This is a genomic window from Streptomyces sp. NPDC039480 (assembly GCF_055597165.1).
Genome location: NZ_JBVITX010000003.1, coordinates 162,730 through 180,278 on the forward strand (window position 1 = coordinate 162,730; position 17,549 = coordinate 180,278).

At 72.2% G+C, this 17,549-nt stretch carries 15 protein-coding genes; 1 reads left to right on the forward strand and 14 read right to left on the reverse strand.

Going from position 1 to position 17,549, the window contains the following annotated elements; all coding sequences use genetic code 11:
* The first annotated feature begins 96 nt into the window (after positions 1-96).
* Positions 97-726: an acyl-CoA-like ligand-binding transcription factor gene (locus ACZ56E_RS11380; RefSeq protein ID WP_471214069.1), complete on the forward strand. Its 630-nt coding sequence runs from the start codon at positions 97-99 to the stop codon at positions 724-726.
* Positions 727-812: 86 nt separating this feature from the next.
* Here ACZ56E_RS11380 and ACZ56E_RS11385 read toward each other — a convergent pair whose 3' ends face one another.
* The 14 genes from ACZ56E_RS11385 to ACZ56E_RS11450 form a co-directional block, all read right to left on the reverse strand.
* A complete protein-coding gene (locus ACZ56E_RS11385; protein ID WP_365357587.1) occupies positions 813-1,361 on the reverse strand; it encodes a tellurite resistance TerB family protein in 549 nt (182 codons plus the stop codon).
* A 125-nt stretch (positions 1,362-1,486) separates the two neighbouring features.
* Entirely contained in the window at positions 1,487-2,107 is a 621-nt protein-coding gene (locus ACZ56E_RS11390) for a PepSY domain-containing protein (RefSeq protein WP_468610995.1), read from the reverse strand.
* 117 nt (positions 2,108-2,224) lie between these two features.
* Positions 2,225-4,582, reverse strand: coding sequence for a protein translocase subunit SecD (gene secD / locus ACZ56E_RS11395; RefSeq protein ID WP_471213344.1), 2,358 nt, complete (start codon positions 4,580-4,582; stop codon positions 2,225-2,227).
* A 92-nt stretch (positions 4,583-4,674) separates the two neighbouring features.
* Positions 4,675-5,046: a hypothetical protein gene (locus ACZ56E_RS11400; RefSeq protein WP_471213346.1), complete on the reverse strand. Its 372-nt coding sequence runs from the start codon at positions 5,044-5,046 to the stop codon at positions 4,675-4,677.
* Between the two features lie 108 nt (positions 5,047-5,154).
* Positions 5,155-6,210 (reverse strand): LacI family DNA-binding transcriptional regulator, encoded by a 1,056-nt coding sequence (locus ACZ56E_RS11405; protein WP_471213347.1) that lies wholly within the window; start codon positions 6,208-6,210, stop codon positions 5,155-5,157.
* Between the two features lie 77 nt (positions 6,211-6,287).
* Entirely contained in the window at positions 6,288-7,193 is a 906-nt protein-coding gene (locus ACZ56E_RS11410; protein ID WP_471213348.1) for an ROK family protein, read from the reverse strand.
* The gene (locus ACZ56E_RS11415; RefSeq protein ID WP_471213350.1) at positions 7,190-8,887 is read right to left on the reverse strand and encodes a class I mannose-6-phosphate isomerase; all 1,698 of its coding nucleotides are present in this window, start codon (positions 8,885-8,887) and stop codon (positions 7,190-7,192) included. Before ACZ56E_RS11415 ends, ACZ56E_RS11410 begins: the two co-directional genes overlap by 4 nt.
* Positions 8,888-8,935: 48 nt before the next feature.
* Positions 8,936-12,184, reverse strand: coding sequence for a glycoside hydrolase family 38 N-terminal domain-containing protein (locus tag ACZ56E_RS11420; RefSeq protein WP_471213351.1), 3,249 nt, complete (start codon positions 12,182-12,184; stop codon positions 8,936-8,938).
* A gap of 30 nt (positions 12,185-12,214) precedes the next feature.
* Entirely contained in the window at positions 12,215-13,027 is an 813-nt protein-coding gene (locus ACZ56E_RS11425) for a carbohydrate ABC transporter permease (RefSeq protein WP_471213353.1), read from the reverse strand.
* Between the two features lie 12 nt (positions 13,028-13,039).
* Positions 13,040-14,014, reverse strand: coding sequence for a carbohydrate ABC transporter permease (locus ACZ56E_RS11430; protein WP_471213354.1), 975 nt, complete (start codon positions 14,012-14,014; stop codon positions 13,040-13,042).
* Positions 14,011-15,378 (reverse strand): ABC transporter substrate-binding protein, encoded by a 1,368-nt coding sequence (locus tag ACZ56E_RS11435; RefSeq protein WP_471213356.1) that lies wholly within the window; start codon positions 15,376-15,378, stop codon positions 14,011-14,013. The genes ACZ56E_RS11430 and ACZ56E_RS11435 overlap by 4 nt, the downstream gene beginning before the upstream one ends.
* An 82-nt stretch (positions 15,379-15,460) precedes the next feature.
* The gene (locus ACZ56E_RS11440; protein ID WP_471213357.1) at positions 15,461-16,222 is read right to left on the reverse strand and encodes an aminoglycoside adenylyltransferase family protein; all 762 of its coding nucleotides are present in this window, start codon (positions 16,220-16,222) and stop codon (positions 15,461-15,463) included.
* Between the two features lie 112 nt (positions 16,223-16,334).
* Positions 16,335-16,805, reverse strand: coding sequence for a cyanase (gene cynS, locus ACZ56E_RS11445; RefSeq protein WP_468088733.1), 471 nt, complete (start codon positions 16,803-16,805; stop codon positions 16,335-16,337).
* Positions 16,806-16,845: 40 nt separating this feature from the next.
* On the reverse strand, positions 16,846-17,445 hold the full coding sequence (locus ACZ56E_RS11450; RefSeq protein WP_471213358.1) for a carbonic anhydrase: 600 nt from the start codon (positions 17,443-17,445) through the stop codon (positions 16,846-16,848).
* Positions 17,446-17,549: the final 104 nt, after the last annotated feature.

The following is a 17,549-nucleotide window of genomic DNA, read 5'->3' on the forward strand; positions in this document are numbered from 1 at the left end:
CGTAAGACGGCGCCGCCATGCCGCATCCCCCGCCAGAAGTGGCATGGGATGCCATGGCGGCGCCTGAGCGCCATAGAGGGCATGCGGACGCCCGACATGTACGATGACGTGGTGACTTCCCACCCTCCCCTGAGCCTGGCCGAGCGCAAGCGCCGACTCGTCTCGGACGAACTGACCGAGTCCGCGCTGCAGTTGCTGGCACGGAAGGGGTACGACGCGGTCACCATCGACGAGATCGTGACCACCGCCGGCGTCTCCCGGCGCACGTTCTTCCGGTACTTCGCGTCCAAGGAGGACGTGGTCGTCCAGTTCCTCGCCGACATGGGCGCCGGAATGCGCGTGGAGCTGGCGGAGCGCCCCGACGGGGAGAGCCCCTCGGTGGCGTTGCTGCACGCCGTCAAGGTTCCTCTCGCGGCCTGCTCCGACCACTTCGAGCGCGCGCTGAGCGTGGTGCAGCTGATCCTGCGGACGCCCGCCCTGCTGGCCCGCTTCCTGGAGCGGCAGGCGCAGTGGCGCGACGATCTGACGGAGGAGATGGGGCGCCGCACCGGGCGCGACCCCGAGACCGACCTGTATCCGCGGCTGGCCGCGGGGATGGCCCTGACGGCGTTCGACGCCGTGCTGCAGCGGTGGAGCGGCAGCGACGGCGCCGAGGACCCGGCCGAGCTGCTCGGCCGGGCCTTCGAGGTGGTCGCCCCGGCGCTGGACGCGGTCAAGGCGGCGTAACCCCTTCGGCCAGGGCGTTAGGCCCTTCGGCTCGGTGCTGACCCCTTCGGCTCAGCGGGCCCCGGCCGCCGTCGCTCACGGCTCGGTCAGAGACCGAACTCCTGCGGGGAGACGCCGAGTGCCGCGCACGCCTCCCGCAGGACCTGCTCCTCGGCCGGGGCGATGTATCCGTCCGCGCCGGCGACGACGAAGCCCGTCTGCACGACCGCCTTGGCCTCCATCGGCTTCTTGGCGGCCTTGGCGATCTCCTGCATGGCCTCGGTCTTGCCCTGCTGGAAATTGACCGACAGCTGGTCCACGTGCTTGTTGAACCGCTGGCGCAGCTGGTCCGGCGGGAAGTTCTGCAGAACGTCGTTCTGCACGATCAGTGACTCGACGTGCTGGCGCTCGGCCGGGTCGACCGATCCGTCAGCGGCCGCGACCAGGGCGCACATGGCCATGCTGGCGTCGCGGTAGGCACCGCTCTTGAGCTCCGTCTTGAGCGAGGCGAGCTGGGTCTTGAGCACACCCACGAGCTGAGCCTTCGATCCCCCGCCGGACCCAGAACCCGGCCGTCCGTGGCCGCCGGAGCTCCGTGTCCCCTGCGACTGCTGCAGACCCTTGGCCTGGTCCTTGATCCGGTCCCACATCGCCATCCGTGCCACCTCGACTGCTGTTCGCTGGTCGGCGCGCGGCCGCGCGCCACTTTGCCAACGCCTTACCAGTCCACGAAGTTCCACACGTGGCACCCGTTCAGTTGTTCAGCCCCGTGTTCAGGCGTTCAGTCCTTGTCGACGTGCTCACGGAGGATCTTGCGGTTGGTCGCGTCGACGTCGAAGGTCGTCTTGTTCCAGTCGTCGGTGGTCACGACGTCGACGGACCACAGCACCGTGCGGCCCTTGTCGGAGTCGTCGAGCTCGACGGAGGTGACGGTGCCCTTCTTCTTGTTCGTGGCGGTCTCCACGGCCTGCTGCGGCGTCACGGTCGCCTTCTTCAGCCAGTCCGCCAGCTCGCGCTTGTCGTCGGCGTCCTGGTCCGTGTCGGCCTGGGGCTTGTCGGCCTTGCCGGTGACCGCGTCGACGCGTACGGAGTGCGGGGTGCCGTCGTCGGTCGCCACCTCGGCCTCCCAACGCGGGGCGTCGGGTGTGCCCTTGAGCTCGATCGAGACGGGCTTCGAGTTGTCCACCGTCGCCAGCGCGCTCTTCAGCGCGTCCTCGTAGCCGACCTTGGCCTTGGGGACCAGGGCCTTCCGCTCGGCCTGGTCGTCCGTGAGGGTGCCGCCGTCGGCCGAAGTGGTGGGCGACGCCGCCCGACCGGCCTCGGAGGCGTCGGTCTTCGCGGCGTCGCCGTCGTCGTTGCCGCAGCCGGTGAGCAGGGCTCCCGCCGCGATCGCGGCACACATGAGAGTCGCACCCCGCGAGGCCGCCGGGCGGCTACGCCTTACAGATACATTCCTTTTTGTGACCATATGGCCACATTAAGCCACTTCTCGTCCCCTCACACGGAGAGACACGATCGGCTACACGACCGCCCCCGTTCCCCTTTCCCTCCTCCGCCGCGCCTCCAACGGGCTGTACCCGTCCGCCGCCTCTTCCGGGACGTCCGGACCGCCCGGACCGCCCGGTCGGCGCGTTCGTACGGACGGCTGCGCCGGGTTGCGACGTTCGAGTGCGAGGGCGATCGGCACGGCCGTGAAGACGGTGGAGGCCATGCCGATCAGGACCCCGGCGATCAGCGCAAGCGAGAAGTCCGCGAGCGAGTCGCCGCCGAGCACCGCGAGGGCGGTCAGGATGAACAGCGCGCCCATGCCGGTGTTGACGGTGCGGGGCAGCGTCTGCACGACGGCCCGGTTGGCGAGCGCCGCGAGTTCGCCGCGCGGATCGCGGCGGCGTGCCTCGCGCACGCGGTCGAAGACGACCACCGTGTCGTTGACCGAGTAGCCGATGACGGTGAGCAGAGCGGCGAGGAAGACGCTGTCGACGGGCTTGCCGAGCCAGGCGAAGAGGCCCACCACCAGCAGTACGTCGTGGACCATCGCCGACACGGCCGCCGCCGCGAGGGTCCAGCGGAAACGTACGCTCAGGTAGATCAGCTGGGCGGCGACGGCGATGCCCAGCGCGATGAGCGCCTTCTGGCGCAGTTCGCTGCCGAGGCTCGGGCCGATCATCTCGTCGCGCTCGACGGTGACCGTGCCGCCCGGCCGCTCCAGTGCCTCCTTGACGCGCTGCTGTTCGGCGTCGGTCAGCTGTTCGGTGCGGACGGTGATGTCGCCCTCGCCGGACTCCTGCACCACCGCGCGCGGGAAGCCCGCGTCGGACACGGCGGCGCGGGCGGTGTCGGCGTCGACGGGCCTGCTGGTGCTGTACTCGACGAGGCGGCCGCCGGTGAATTCGACGCCGAACTCCAGGCCGCGCAGCACGATGCCCGCGACGGCCACGACGACCAGCAGGGCGCTGACGCCGAGCCAGCGGCGCCGGTGGCGCACCAGGTCCGGGTTTCTGCGGGCCAGCCAGGTGCGGACGCGGCCCGTGGAGGCGATGCCCGTCAGGGCGGGCCGCTTGCGCACGGAGCTCCGGCCGACGGCGAAGTCCGCGAGGACCCGGGTGATGACGAGCGCGGTGACCATCGACGCGAGGACGCCGATGCACAGGGTGACGCCGAAGCCCTTGACCGGTCCGGTGGCGAAGAAGAACAGCAGCCCGGCGGCGAGCAGCGTCGTCACGTTCGAGTCGACGACCGCGCTCCACGCCTTCTGGAAGCCCGTGCGGACGGGTTTGCCCAGGTCGGTCGAGCGGACGGCGAGGTAGTCCTCCCTGGCGCGTTCGAAGACGAGCACGTTGGCGTCGACGGCCATGCCGATGGCGAGGACGAATCCGGCGAGCCCGGGCAGGGTGAGCGTCGCGCCGAGTGCCACCAGGGCGGCGTACGAGATGAGGCCGTACAGCGCGAGGGCGATGGCGGCGAGGGCGCCGAGGAGCCGGTAGACGACGGTGATGAACAGCGCGGTCAGGGCGATGCCGATGAGGGCGGCCCGGGTGCTGGCCTCGATGGCGTCGGCGCCGAGCGTCGGGCCGACCGTGCGCTGCTCGATGATGTCCACGGGCACGGGCAGGGCGCCGCCCTTGACGAGTGCGGCGAGGTCGCGGGCCTCGGACTGGTCGAAGCCGCCGGTGATCTGCGTGGTCCCGCCGGTGATGCCGGTCTTGCAGGCCACGCCCTCGTTGACGCCGGGCGCGGAGATGATCTTTCCGTCGAGGGTGATGGCGACGCGCCTCTCGGGGGCGCCCTGCGGGGCGCAGGCCGCCTCGCCGGTGATCCGCGCCCAGGTGTCGCCCGCTTCCTTGCGGAAGTCGAGCGTGACCAGCCAGCCGGAGAGCGTCTGCTGGTCGAGGGTCGCCTCGGCGTCCTTGACGCCTTCGCCGGTCAGCGCGGTCGGGCCGAGCCTGAGGTGGTTGCCGGGCCGGTCGGGGTCGGGGAGGGTGCGCGAGCCGTCGGCGGCGGGCTTCGCCGTGCCCTTGTCGGCGGACTCCCCCGTCACCGGGTGGACCGTCAGCTGGGCGGTGCGGCCGATGACGTCGGCCGCCTTCCGCGGATCCTGTACGCCGGGCAGCTCGACGATGATGCGTTTCTCGCCGGAGCGCGCGATGCCGGGTTCGGAGACGCCGAGGGCGTCGACGCGCTGCCTGAGGACCTCAAGGGCGCGGTCGGTGGACGCGGCGTCCGCCTTGACGGTGGGTGAGTCCTTGGTCTCCAGGACGATCTGGGTGCCGCCCCGCAGATCGAGGCCGAGGCGAGCGGTTTGGGTGAGGGCGATGTACAGGGACAGGGCGACGACCGCGAGCGCGACGATCGCCCGCCACAAGGCTGGGCGGGACATGGGTTCTCCACGATGAGGGCAGGACGGAAGGGCGCGTGACCGGACGTCGCGAATGCGGGGCGCCGGTCAGGCGCCGGGGACGGTCTGCGTGCTCATCGGTGGGGCGGGCCGCGCGGGGCGGAGGCGGCGAGGGGCCGCCGCGGTGGGGCGGGCGCGGTGGCGGGGCGGGTGTCGGGCCCGCCCAGGGCGCGGTGCGGCGCGGTGTCGACGGCCGTCTGCGGCGGGCCGGCCGGCTGCGGGCCCGGAATGTGGGCGTCCGGCCGGTGTGCGACGGCGACGTGGAGCGCCGGGACATCGTGCGGTCCGGTCGGCTCGCCGGCGTGGGCCGCCACGGTGTGCCGGGTGAGCGGCGCGTCGGCCGGTGTCCCGTGGGCCGCGGCGGAGGGGACGAAGAGGGCGAGCACCGTGACGACGAAGGCCAGCGCGGAACCGGCCAGGCGCGCGGAACGGCTCTGCTGCGCCACGCGTGCCCCCGTCCCGTCGGCTCTCACCGGATGTCTCTTCGGGTGCGCACGGTGTGGCACCGCCCTGCTCAACGTACGGCCCACCCGGAACCGTTCCGCCCTACGGCATCAAGTTCCGTACTCCACGAGGCTGGTGGACACCACGATCTGGCGCGGTGGTCCCGCGGCCGTGGTGTGCAGGCGGTCGGCGAGGAGACGGCCCGCCGCACGGCCGACCTCGTCGCTGTCGTACGCGACGAGCGTCAGGGGCAGCCCGAGCGCGTCGGCCAGTTCGAAGTCGTCGAACCCCGCGAGGGCGACGTGCGCGCCGTCGCGGGACCGCACGTCGGTGGCCCGCAGGGCGCGGAACGCCCCTATCGTGTTGCGGTTGTTGGAGCAGAACAGCGCGGTCGGCGGGTCGGGGAGCGCGAGGAGTTCGGCGGCGGCGCGCGTGGCCTCGTGCGGTTCCGTCTGGCCCTGGCGTACGAGGCCTGGGTCGACGGAGAGGCCCGCCGCCGCGAGGGCCGCCGCGTAACCGCGGAGCCGTTCGGTGCCGGTGTGGACGGCGGGCGGGGAGCCGAGGAAGCCGATGCGGCGGTGGCCGCGCTCCAGGAGGCGGGCGGTGGCGTCGCGGGCGCCGCCGAAGTCGTCGACGAGGACGCAGTCCGCCGCGAAGCCCTCGGGCGGACGGCTGGCGAGGACCACCGGCACGCCGTCGGCCACCGCCGCGGCGAGGTGGCGCTGGTCGGCGCCCGCGGGCACGGCGATGATGCCGTCGACGCGGCGGGCCAGCAGGTCGCCGACAAGACCCCGTTCGACGTCGGCGTCCTGGCCCGTGTTGCCGATGACCGTCTTCAGGCCGTGCTCGGCGACCACGGAGTCGACGCCCAGCGCGAGGCGTGAGTAGAAGGGGTTGGCGAGGTTGGTGACGACGAGCCCGACCAGGCCGGTGCCGCGGCCGAGCCGGAGGCTGCGGGCGACCTCGTTGGGCCGGTAGCCGAGGGCTTCGGCGGCCGCCCTCACCCGCTCGCGGGTGGTGGGCAGCACCTGCGGGTCGTCGCGGAGGACCCGGGACGCAGTCATCGCACTGACCCCGGCGCGTTCGGCGACGTCCCGCAGGGTCGGCTGACCGCTTCTGAGGTCGCGCGGTGACCGACCGCTGTGGGGGTCGTGCGGTCCGGGCATGGTGCGGACGTCCTTCCGTTCCGTTCGGCGCGCTGCCCGGACACGGTGGCTCGGGCGCGGCGGGTCAGGGCAGCGGGTCAGGGCACGGCGGCCGCGTGGGCCGCCGCTCCGACGAGCGCCGCCTCCGCGCCGAGCCCCGCGGGCCGCAGCGTGACGGGAGTATCCCCCAGCCCGCGGCGCAGCGCGGGACGCAGCAGGTCCCAGGAGGCGGCCATGGCGCCGCCGACGACGAGCACGCTCGCGTCGAAGTCGCGCAGGCGAGGGGCGAGGACGGTGCCGAGGGTGGTGAAGGCCACGTCGAGCACGCGCCGCGCGCGCCGCTCCCCGGCCCGCGCCCGTGCCGCGATCTCCCTCACGTCCGGGTCCGGGGGCACGTCGTCGCCGTCCGCGCGGTCGGCGTCCTCCTGTGCGTAGCGCGCCAGGATCGCGCGCCGGGACACCGAGTCCTCCAGCGGTCTGCCGCCCGCCTCGACGAGGTCGATGCGGCCCTGCGGCGGTACGCCCGGCCCTTCTTGCCGCAGGTCGCCGGCGTCGAGGAATGCGGAGCCCACACCGGTGCCGAGGGTGATGCCCACGCAGCGCCGGTGGTCGCGTGCGGCGCCCGCCAGCCACTCGCCGAGGAGGAAGGCGTGCGCGTCGTTGAGGAAGACCGTTTCGGCGGGGCGCGGCCACACTCCGTCGAGGAGTACCGCGCGCACGTCGATGCCGTACAGGTCGTCGAACTTGCCGACGCCCGCGAAGCGCGCGATGCCCTTGTCGTAGTCGAAGGGTCCGGGGACGGCGACGCCCCACACCTGTCCCGCCGGGGCGTCCAGTTCTCCGGCGCAGCGGACGAGCCCGCCGAGTATGTGCTCGGCGGTGCCCCGGGTCTGCACGGGCCGGCGCACACGCCGGGTCACGGTCGCCGTACCGGGGTCCACGAGGGCGGCGGCCACGTGGGTGCCGCCGAGTTCGAGTACGGGTCTGCCCTGTGGCGGTCTCACGAGCGCACCAGCGCCTTGACGACCTTGACGGGGGCGTCGCCGATCGCCGCGAGCCGGTAGGGCCCGACCGCGGCGGGCACCGTCAGCGTCTCCGCCCAGGAGAGGGCGTGCCGCTCCCCCGCCGCCGTGGTCAGCAGGACACCCTCGCCCTCCACCACGTTCAGGACGTGGAAGCGGTCCGCCGTGTCGTCGTCGGCCTCGGCCCCCGCGTCGAGCACGTGGCGCCGCACTTCGTAGAACATCTCGTCCAGCGCGCCCAGGAGCTCCTCGCGCCAGCCGCTTCCGGTGCGCAGGGTGCGCGGTTCCTGGACCAGGTCGTGTGCGACGGCGTCGCCGCGGCGTTCGGACTCCAGGTTGGCGAGACCGTGTTCGTAAGGGAGGGGGCGCGGCCGGCCGTCGGCGTCGGGCCGCAGCCAGTCGTAGAAGCGGAGGGAGTAGAGGTAGGGGGTGGCGCTGATCTCCAGGACGACGTTCCCGGCGCCGCTCGCGTGCGGGGTGCCTGCGGGGATCATGAAGAGGCGGCCCTGTTCGGCGGGGAAGGTCATGACGTGGTCCTCCGGGTCCATGGGGACCCCGTCGTGGGCGGCCTCTTCGATCTCCTTGCGGAAGAGGTCCAGGTCGGCGTCCTCGCGCAGGCCGAGGAAGACGCGGGTGTCCGGGCTGCCGAGGGTCATGTAGTACGTCTCGTGCTGCGTGTAGGACCAGCCGAACCGCTCCTTCATGTACCGCTCCTTGGGGTGGCAGTGCACGGAGAGGTTGCTGCCGTCGACGGTGTCGAGGTAGTCGAAGCGGATCGGGAAGGAGGTGCCGAATCGGTCCCGCACGGGCGGGCCGAGCATCGCCGCGGGGTGCAGCACGCACAGCAGTTGGAAGGGGATCTCGGCTTGCAGGCCGGGGTGGGTGCCGATGAGGACGCCGGCCTCGGGGGCGATGAGTTCGTAGCCGAGGGCGGTGTTGCGGGCCGTGGGGTCGAAGCCGAGCCGGCGCTGGGCCCAGTGGCCGCCCCAGGGCGTGGAGTTGAAGTAGGGGCGGGTGCGTACGGGGCGGCGGGCGAGGCTCGTGAGGGTGGCGTGCAGGCCGGTGCCGTCGATGTACGTGGGGCGTTCGGGGTCCTGGACGTCGAGCCAGGCGTCGAGGCGGGGTGCGAGGGCGTCACGGTGGCGGTCGAGGATGGGCCAGTCGATGTAGAAAAGCCGCCTCACCTCCCCCTTCCGGTGCGGAAGTCCGAGGTTGTGGCCGGTGCCCGCGGCGACGGCCGCCTCGGCGTGGCGCTTGGGCAGGTCGGCGTACCAGAGCAGGTCGTGCGGGAGGAGCGCGGCGCCCGGGCCGTGGACGAGCAGCACTTCGCGGCCGGCGGGTCGGCGCGGCCGCGGGAGGTCGTCGAAGAAGTCGCGGAGGGGGGTCTCGGCGAGCTTGGCGTAGTAGGGATCCGCGGCGTCCTCGGGGGATTCGGTGCGGTGGCGCACCGCGGTGGGCGGGGCGTGGTGGGCGCGCAGGTCCAGGGTCCGCACGGCGTTGCCGCGCGCGGTCAGCTCCGCCGTGAGTCCGGCGGCGAGTGCGTCCCAGTCGACCGTCGGCGGGCCGTCCACGGCGACGGTGACGGGGCCCTGGGGCAGTTGCGCGGCGACGGCCTGCCAGCCGGTGGCGAGGACAGTCCCGGGCGCGGGGGCGTAGCGCGGGTCGAGCCGGTACACACGTTCTCCTTCGCGCGGACGTACGGGAACAACGCTCGGGGGCGGGTTTCAGGGGCGTATGGAGGGGTCGGAGGGCGAGTCGTCGCCGGTCAGTCCGGCGAGGGGGGTGGTCCGCTCGAAGAGCACGGCCGTCGTGCCGAGCGTCTGCACGTCCAGCGTCACCTCGCCGCCCGTGCACGCCAGTTCACCGGCGGGGGTGCCGAGGTAGTCCGCCCGGTGTGCGGTGGCGACCGGGAAGCGGGCGTGGATCCGGCAGGCCACCGGCTGCTCCGCGAACGACTGGAGGCGCAGCAGGACGTGGCCGGGGCGCGGTGTGGTGGCGCCGACGAGGCGGACGCGCGGGTCGTCGATCTCGACGAAGCGGTGGAGGTCGTGCGCGTGCGGCGCGCCGTCCGAGCTCCCCCTGGCTCGGACGGCGCGCATCGGGCGGCTCCAGGCGGCGGCCGTTCGCGGACCGAGGCCGCCGGCGCCGGCGCCGCTGGTACCGGGGCCACAGGCGAGGCTGTAGCGGTAGGTGAACTCGAAGCCCTGCTCGCTGGGGAAGTTGGTGTCCCAGAGGTTGTTGTGGATCCAGGAGAAGACGGTGGCGGGCTCGTCGTGGCCCATGGTCTTCGGGAACGGCGCGTAGGGCAGGGCTATGTTGCCGAACTGTACGAGCGGCGCGTCCTGCGTGGACCAGGCCACCGTCAGGTCGTCGTCGCCCAGGGTCACCCAGCGGCGCACGGCCCGCATGTGCAGGGCGGAGCCCGGCACCACCGGCAGTCCGCTGCCCGTGGCGCCGCCGGAGGCCTCCATGCGGACGACCGGGTCGTCGAAGGCGAAGGGGAAGGCGAAGTAGGCGCTCTCCTTGCCGAGCCGGGCGTCCTTGTCGAGGCGGTTCTCGATGTCGAGGCGGGGCACGCCGTGCGGCAGGGTGAGCGTGGTGCGCAGCCGGTTGGCGCCGGCCGGGCGGGTCTCGTATGTGATCGTCTCGGCTGTTGCCGTGGAGCGGCGGGCGATGAGCGCGGCGGGCGGGGCGACGGCGCGGGCGCCGAGGTGTTCGAGGCGGTCGGATGCCGTGGTGCGGCTGGAGTTGTGGTTGAAGGCGCCCGCGGTGGTGTAGCTGTCGTGGAGGTAGCCGTTGAAGCCGACGACGGCGTCGGCGCGGACCAGTTCGCGGCCGGTCCTCTTGTCGGTGATCGACGAGACGCAGGCGTGCGCGAGGTCCACGCGGACGGCGAGGTGCTCGTTCTCCAGGAGGGTCGGGTCGGGGTGGGCGAGTGCTTCCGCCGCGGACTCTGCGGGGTCCTCGCGTTCGGTGCCGCCGGTCGGGTTCCAGCCGGTGGCGGCCTTCACCTTCGCCTCCTCCGGCTCCTCGGCGGTCCCGGTGGCGGCGGCGACGATGTCCAGGCGGACCGATCCGGTGGGCGGCACGTCGTCGACGCGGACGAGGAGGAAGCGCCCCGCGTCGCGGTGGTCGTCGTTGGTCTGCCGCTCCTCCTCGTGGGCGAGTCGCCGTCCGTCGCGGGCGTCGCGGACGGTGACAGGGCGCTCCAGCGGCACGGTGCTCTCGGGCAGGAAGACGCGGACGACGTCGGTGCGCGGCCAGGAGCAGGTGTTGACGACGTGGTACGTCGCCGTCGCGTCCGGCGAGGCGGCGAGCCGCTGTCCGAGGCGGGCGCTCGCGCGGGCGAGGAGGGCGTTGCCGTCGTCGTGGGCGCACATCGCCTGTCCGTACTTCCAGTGCCACTGGTGTTCTCCGGAGTGGCCGCCCTCGTCGCCGTGGGTCCACGGGTCGCCGGCGCCCCAGGTGTGCTCGTCGAAGAGCGACACCGCTTCGTAGACCCCGGCGGCGTCCCTGCTGTCGTCCTCGGCCCCCGTGGCGCCGAGGAGGGCGGCGAACGTGCCGATGGTCTGGGCGTCGGCGACCACGGACTGGGCGGTCCTGGCCAGGGACAGCGGGCGCGCCCCCGACCCGACCCCGTCGACCCACCAGTCGGTCCAGTCGCCCTCGAAGGTGCGGATCTCGTCGCCGAGCCTGGCCTCGGCGTCGGTGAAGAAGTCCTCGTTGCGGGAGAGCCGCAGCCGGGGGAAGGCCCAGGTGTCGTTCCAGCGGCGGACGGTGTCGGCGATGACGCGGCGGGGCGGCGCGTTGTCGCCGAACTTGCCCTGGACGCGCAGGTGGAGCACGTCCCAGGGATAGGGCTCGCGCTTGATCTCCGTCCGGTCCATGGCCCAGCCGAAGATGCCGCCGCGGTAGGGGTAGGGGTTCGTGGCGAGGGAGGTCAGGTAGGCGGGCAGCAGGTCGTCGACGTCCGTGTAGGCCGTGTCGAAGCCGAGGAGCGGGCCTTCCATGTACGCGAGGCCGTGCGGGGTGTCGGTGACCCAGACCAGGACGCTGTTGCCGCTCGGCGCGCGCCAGCGGAAGAGGCGGGGCAGCTTCTCGCCGCCGACCAGGTGGGGGACGGAGCGTCCGGCCCAGTTGTGGGCGACGGAGAGGTACTTGACGCCTGCCGAGGCCAGCGCGTCGACCAGGCCGACGACGGCGCCCGGCACGTCGGTCTGCATGGCGGAGGTGAACTCGACGCCGTGTTCGTCGTGCACGGTGCGGGCCAGGCGCAGGAGTTCGTGCAGTTCGTCCGTGGAGCAGGTCTCGGTATGCAGGTTGAAGGGGAGCGCGGTCAGCTCGATGCGGCCCTCGCGGACCCGGCGTACGAACTCGTCGACCTGCTCGGCGGGCCGGGCCCTCGCCCACTGCTGGAAGGACCACAGCGACTCGACGCACCAACGGAACCGGGACTCGGCGGGCCAGTCGTCGGTGGCGCGGGTGAGCTCCAGGCAGGAGTCGAGGAAGGACAGGTGCTCGGCGAGGACCGTGCCCTGGGGGTCGGTGTAGCCGATGTCGAGGTGGGAGTGGTGGATGAGGTGCAGGGTCCAGCGGCGCTGCGGAGTGAGCGGTACGTCGATGCCGTCGCGCCCGTCGGGGAGGCCGACGGTGACGCGGGTCGCCGCGTCGACGGCGGGCAGCAGCAGCCGTACGGAGCGGCCGGGCCCGGCGACGCGCTCGCAGCGCAGGGCGGCACCGGACTCCGTACGTACGCTCAACTCTTGGGTCAGTCCCGTGCCGTTGACGGGTTCGACGCGCAGCGACTGGAGCAGCGTGCCGTCGTCCGCGTGGCGCAGGAGGGGTTCCTCGGTGAGCCGCAGGGCGGTGCCGTCCGGGAGTGTGCCCTCCGCGCTGACGACGCCGGCGCGCAGGCTGTCGCGGATCCGGTCGTTGTCCCAGTCGGTGGTGCGGACCAGAGCCCGTGTCGTCATGCGGATCTCTCCCGGGGAGGGTGTGTCGGGTCAGCGGGCGGATGCGGTGATGCCGCGCAGGAACAGGCCGCGGAACAGCAGGAAGAGGACGAGGGTCGGTATGGACACGATCAGCGCGCCGGCCAGGATGACGGGTGGGCCGGTCGAGGCGTAGGCGTTGTTCAAGGTGGTCAGGGCGGCCATGACCGGCTGGACGTCGGGACTGCGGCTGAGCGTGATGCCAAGGAGCAGGTCGTTCCAGACGGCCGTGAACTGGAAGATGAACGCCGCGCCGAGCCCCGCCTTCATCAGCGGCACATGGATGCGCCAGAAGATCCGCGGGAAGGACGCGCCGTCGATCAGCGCCGCCTCCGTCAGCTCGGGCGGCATCGTCGTCATCTGGTTGCGGATCAGGAAGAACGCGAAGGGCACCGCCCACGCCGTGTACACGAGCATCAGGCCGAGCCTGGTGTCGTACAGGTTGGCGTCCGCGTACAGGCCGAAGAGCGGGGCGAGGAACATCTGCAGCGGGAAGAGCGTCCCGGAGTAGATCAGCCAGAACCAGAAGGCGGGCTTCGGAATGGGCAGGACGACGACGGCGAACGCCGCCATGGCCGCCACCAGGACGGCGACGAGGCCGCACACGACGGCGTACAGGAGCGAGGCCTGGAAGCTGTCGCCGATGCCCGCCACGTCCCAGGCGGTCTTCGTGTTCTGCCACAGGTCGAAGCCCTGGAAGGTCCAGTCGGGCTTGCCCTCGTACTCGGCCACCGGCGTCAGCGCGTTGACGATCAGGAGGTACAGCGGGATCAGCCAGAGCACCACGCATCCGGCGACGAAGACAGTGCGCACCGCGCGTCCCATGGTCCGCCCTCCTCAGCTCTTCGCCATGCCGGTGTCGGGCATCTGACGGCGCAGGTACATCCAGGACGAGGCGACGACGATCACCGAGAGGACGAGTGCGATCGCCGAGCCGTAGCCCACGTGGAACAGTCGGAACGCCTCGCGGTACATGCTTAACGCGAGGGTCTCCGAGGAGCGGGACGGGCCGCCTTTGGTGAGGATCCAGATCATGTCGAACGCCTTGAGGCTGTTCACAATGGCCATGCCGACCACCACGACGGTCACTGCGCGCAGCCCGGGCAGCGTGATGTGCCGGAACATGCGCCAGCCGCTCGCGCCGTCCAGTTCGGCGGCCTCGACGGTCTCGCGCGGGATGGCGCGCAGTCCGATCGCGAAGAGGACCACGTTCAGGCCGGTCGCCTGCCAGGTACTCGCGACGATCATGGCGAGGGTGTTCTGGGGCCATTCCAGGAGCCATGTCTGGGCCAAGCCGTCCAGACCGACGCCGCGCAGCAGCTGGTTGACCGCGCCGTCCGACGTCAGCATGAAGTTCCACAGGACGGCGGTGGCGGCGGCCGAGATCGCGAACGGCAGGACGATGATCAGCTGCGCGATGCCACCGAACCGCGTCCGGTGGGTGGCGACGGCGATCAGCAGCCCCATGAGGACGGGCAGCAGCAGTGTGCCGGCCACCCACATCAGGGTGTTGAGGACCGACCGGCCGAAGATCGGGTCGTCGGCGAGGCGCGCGTAGTTGTCGAATCCGGTGAAGCTGCTGGTGAAGCCGTTGTCCTCGAAGAAGCTGCCGTAGACGCTGCGGAAGAAGGGGTAGACGAGGAGGACGCCGACGAAGGCGAAGGCGGGCAGTGCCCAGGGCAGGGCGGAAAGGGGGCCGCCGAGCCTGCCGCCGCCCGCCTTCGCGGCCTGGTGCGGAGTGCGGGTGGGCACCCTGCGGCGTGTGCGTACGGTTCGTGCGGCGCCGTGCGCGGGGGTCGCGGTTCCGGTCATGTCTCCTCCGCCTCCCGCCACACCCGCCAGGCGTCGTCGGCACGGTCCTGCATGGTGCGCAGCGTCTTGCGGTACGAGGACGGGTCCAGCAGGAATCCGGCGAGGTCGTCGACGGTCGCCTCGACGAGTTCGGGCGGCCCCTGCTCCCAGAAGCGGTTCAGGAGCCACAGCTTGTCGCCGCGCACCTTGCCCGCGAGGGAGCCGATCACCGGGTTCGCGGCCTCGACCCGCGGGTTGGGGCAGCCGTCCTGGAGGGTGTGCGTGAACGCCTTCATGACGGTGGGGCGCAGCCAGTTCCTGGTGGCCTTCAACGCCTCGGCCCGGTCGGGTCCCTTGACGGTGGCGACGAGTGCACTGGACTCGAAGATGACGCTCGGGCGTGCCTGGGGGTCCGCCATGGGCAGCACGAACGCCTGGAGGTTCTTGCCCGGTTTGCCTCCGGCGGCCGCGAGGGTGGAGCCGAGCCAGGTCCCGCAGGGCACCATGCCGACCTTGCCGCGCAGCATGGCGGCGGCCGCGTCGGTGTGATTCATGTCCATGGGCGTGAACCAGTCCTTGTCGAAGAACGACGCGATGGTGCGCAGCGCGCGTTCCGCCCGTGGGTCGGTGTACCGCTCGCGGCCGCCCATCAGGTCCTGGTAGAAGGCCGGGTCCTGGCGGCTGAGGATCTCCTGGAACCAGATGAAGGACGGCCAGCGCCCGTCGGCCGTGCCGTGCAGCGGCGTGATGCCGCCCTTCTTCAGGCGCGTGCAGGCGGCGAGGAAGTCGTCCCAGGTCACAGGGGGTTCGAGGCGATGCTCCCGGAAGACCTCTGGGTTGTAGAAGAACACCCAGTACGCCAGGTTCATCGGCAGGCCGTAGACACGTCGCCGATACGTGAACGCCCCGCGGAGGGAGGCGTCGACCCAGCCCCTGGAGACGGCGGCTTCCCACTGCCGGGTCAGATCGACGATGCCGCCGGTACGGGCCAGGTCCTGCAGACGGTAGCCCGACCAGTACTTGAGCATGTCCGGCGTCCTGCTGGTCCGCAGCGAGGACTTCACGATCTGCTCGAACGACTCCAGGGACGGGTTGACCTCGGGCACCAGTCGCAGCGCCGCCACCGACTCCATCGCCGAGCCCGCGGCGGCCATCGGCTTCTCCCACGCCGCGCTGTCGCCGAGGACGGCGACCTTGCCCGGCGGCTGGCCTTCGGCGGAGCCGCAGGCCGTGGCGGCCGTGGCGGCGAGCGCACCGGTCGCGGCGGCCCGGAGCAGGGTGCGGCGTTCGAGGGGCGGGCTCGGCGCCAGGGACGCTCCCGCCGCGGGATGCCGGCTGTGACGACTTTCATGACTGTGGTGACTGTGACGACGACGACCTGACATGGATGACTCCCTCAGGTGTGCCTCAGCCCGTTGTTAGCGTTAACACGGGCGTCTTGGAGCTTCACCTCGGGGGCGGCGGATGTCAATGGGTCGAGAGCCGGTCGATCTCCCGGACGACGTACTGGGCGTGCGGCTTCACCTGTGGGAGGAGGTCGTCCCAGTGCTCCTCTTCCTCCCCGAGGTAGACGGCGCGGGCGCGGGCGAGAACGGGCCGGTGCTCGGCGGGCAGGCGGTCCAGGGCCCAGTCGGCCGCGCTGTCCTTGGACGTGATGTCGCCGGTGGCCAGGGTGGTCCAGACGCGGGCGAGGGTCAGCAGGACGTTGCGGGTGTCGGTGTCGAGTTCGGCGAGCAGCTCGGGGACGCCGGCGACCATCGCGCGGGTGACGTCCGCGGCCGGAACCGGGTCGAGGACCCGGTCCGGCTCCGGCCCCAGCAGGGGCGTCCGCCCCCGCAGCACCATCGTGACGAGGAGCGCGAGATCGGGGCTCGGCGCGGGCTCCGGCGTCCGACCGAGCAGGTACGCGTCGCGCAGCCACTCGCCGTACTGGAACTCGCACCGGGGCGGATACGTCCAGGGGCGGATGTCGCCCTGGACGACGACGGTCAGCTCGACGGGGCGCAGGGCCTCGCCCGGGGCGCCGCCGCCGGACAGGGCGAGCAGACCGTCGGTCAGGGCCTGGCGCTGCCCGGCCGTGGTGTGCCGCCGCGCCACGACGAGGAGGTCGATGTCGCTGTGCGGGCGCAGTCCGCCGAGGACGGCCGAGCCGTGCGCGTAGACACCGGCGATGTCTTCCGCGGCGAACACGTCACGAATCAGGCGGACCACGTCATCGGTCTGTGCCACTCGCGGCTCCCGTCGTTCCGTGTTCGCTCGGCTCGGGCTGCGTCGCTCCATCGACGTAACGCATCGTAGACACGGGGCGCGCCCGGCCGTCGGACGGGTCGGAACGGACGGGTCAGAACGGCTTGGTGGGCAGGTACTTGCCGTCGAGAGTGATCACCGCGCGCTCGCCGCCCTCAGGGTCGGCGACCTTCTTCACGTCGAGCTTGAAGTTGATCGCGCTGATGATGCCGTCGCCGAACTGCTCGTGGACCAGGGCCTTCAAGGTGGTGCCGTAGACCTGGAGCATTTCGTAGAAGCGGTAGATCGTCGGGTCGGTCGGTATGCCGCCGGGGATCGAGCCGCGGGTCGGGATCGTCTGGAGCAGGGCCGCCGCGTCGTCGTCCAGGTCGAGCAGGGCGGCGACGGCCTTCGCTGCGGGCTCGGGCAGGGCGTGCTGGCCGAGTACGGCCGCGGTGACGAAGGCGACGGACAGGCCGGCGGCGTCGGCGATCTGCTGCCAGGACAGGTCCTTGCGCGTCTTGGCCTCTACGGCGAGGACGGCGAGGTGCTGGCGGGCGGTGGGGTCGAACTGGGCGTGGATCATGAGGGGTTGTCCTTTCGGGGGGATGCGGGCAGCTGGGGGGTCAGGCTGCCGCGGTGGTGGTCCGGGTGAGGTCGTCGACGGCGCCGGTGGCGATGTCGTAGACCCAGCCGTGCAGCGTCAGCTCGCCGCGGGCGAGGGCGCGTGCCACGGAGGGGTGGGTGGCGAGGTGGGCCAGCTGGGCGAGGACGTTCTCGCGCACGAGGGCCGACACCCGGTCCGTGCCGGTCACGGAGTCGGACGTACGGGCCGCGGCGGCGTCCGCGTGGCGCAGCCAGTCGGCGACGGCCGGCGCGCCGGTGAGATCGTGGCCCTCGGCGAGGGCGGTCATCGCGCCGCAGGCCGAGTGACCGCACACCACGACATCGCTGACGCCGAGGACGGCCACCGCGTACTCGACGCCGGCGGCGACCCCGTCGGCCGCGTACGGCGAGTGGGACGGCACGAGGTTGCCTGCCGTGCGGACGACGAACAGCTCGCCCGGCTCGCGCTGGGTGATCAGTTCGGGCACGACACGCGCGTCGGAACAGCCGATGAACAGCGTGTCCGGCGCATGGCGGGTGGCCAGGCCCGCGAAGAGCTCCGCCTTGGCCGGGAAGACGTCCCGCTGGAAGCGTCTCACTCCCGCCGTGAGGTCTCGCATGGTCACTCCCTTTCGTATTACGGGGGCCCACCCAGGGGCGGAGAGCCCGTAGGGGGGTGGACGGTCCCGGGGTCGGTAGCCCCTGAGGAGCCGGTGCAAACAAC

Bases quoted from the DNA above. Each gene is read 5' to 3' on its own strand.
- ACZ56E_RS11390 (WP_468610995.1), bottom strand. From the start codon at position 2,107: ATGTGTGCCGCGATCGCGGCGGGAGCCCTGCTCACCGGCTGCGGCAAC.
- cynS (WP_468088733.1), bottom strand. From the start codon at position 16,805: ATGATCCACGCCCAGTTCGACCCCACCGCCCGCCAGCACCTCGCCGTC.
- secD (WP_471213344.1), bottom strand. From the start codon at position 4,582: ATGTCCCGCCCAGCCTTGTGGCGGGCGATCGTCGCGCTCGCGGTCGTC.
- ACZ56E_RS11380 (WP_471214069.1), top strand. From the start codon at position 97: ATGTACGATGACGTGGTGACTTCCCACCCTCCCCTGAGCCTGGCCGAG.
- ACZ56E_RS11420 (WP_471213351.1), bottom strand. From the start codon at position 12,184: ATGACGACACGGGCTCTGGTCCGCACCACCGACTGGGACAACGACCGG.
- ACZ56E_RS11425 (WP_471213353.1), bottom strand. From the start codon at position 13,027: ATGGGACGCGCGGTGCGCACTGTCTTCGTCGCCGGATGCGTGGTGCTC.
- ACZ56E_RS11435 (WP_471213356.1), bottom strand. From the start codon at position 15,378: ATGTCAGGTCGTCGTCGTCACAGTCACCACAGTCATGAAAGTCGTCAC.
- ACZ56E_RS11405 (WP_471213347.1), bottom strand. From the start codon at position 6,210: ATGCCCGGACCGCACGACCCCCACAGCGGTCGGTCACCGCGCGACCTC.
- ACZ56E_RS11450 (WP_471213358.1), bottom strand. From the start codon at position 17,445: ATGCGAGACCTCACGGCGGGAGTGAGACGCTTCCAGCGGGACGTCTTC.
- ACZ56E_RS11430 (WP_471213354.1), bottom strand. From the start codon at position 14,014: ATGACCGGAACCGCGACCCCCGCGCACGGCGCCGCACGAACCGTACGC.
- ACZ56E_RS11385 (WP_365357587.1), bottom strand. From the start codon at position 1,361: ATGGCGATGTGGGACCGGATCAAGGACCAGGCCAAGGGTCTGCAGCAG.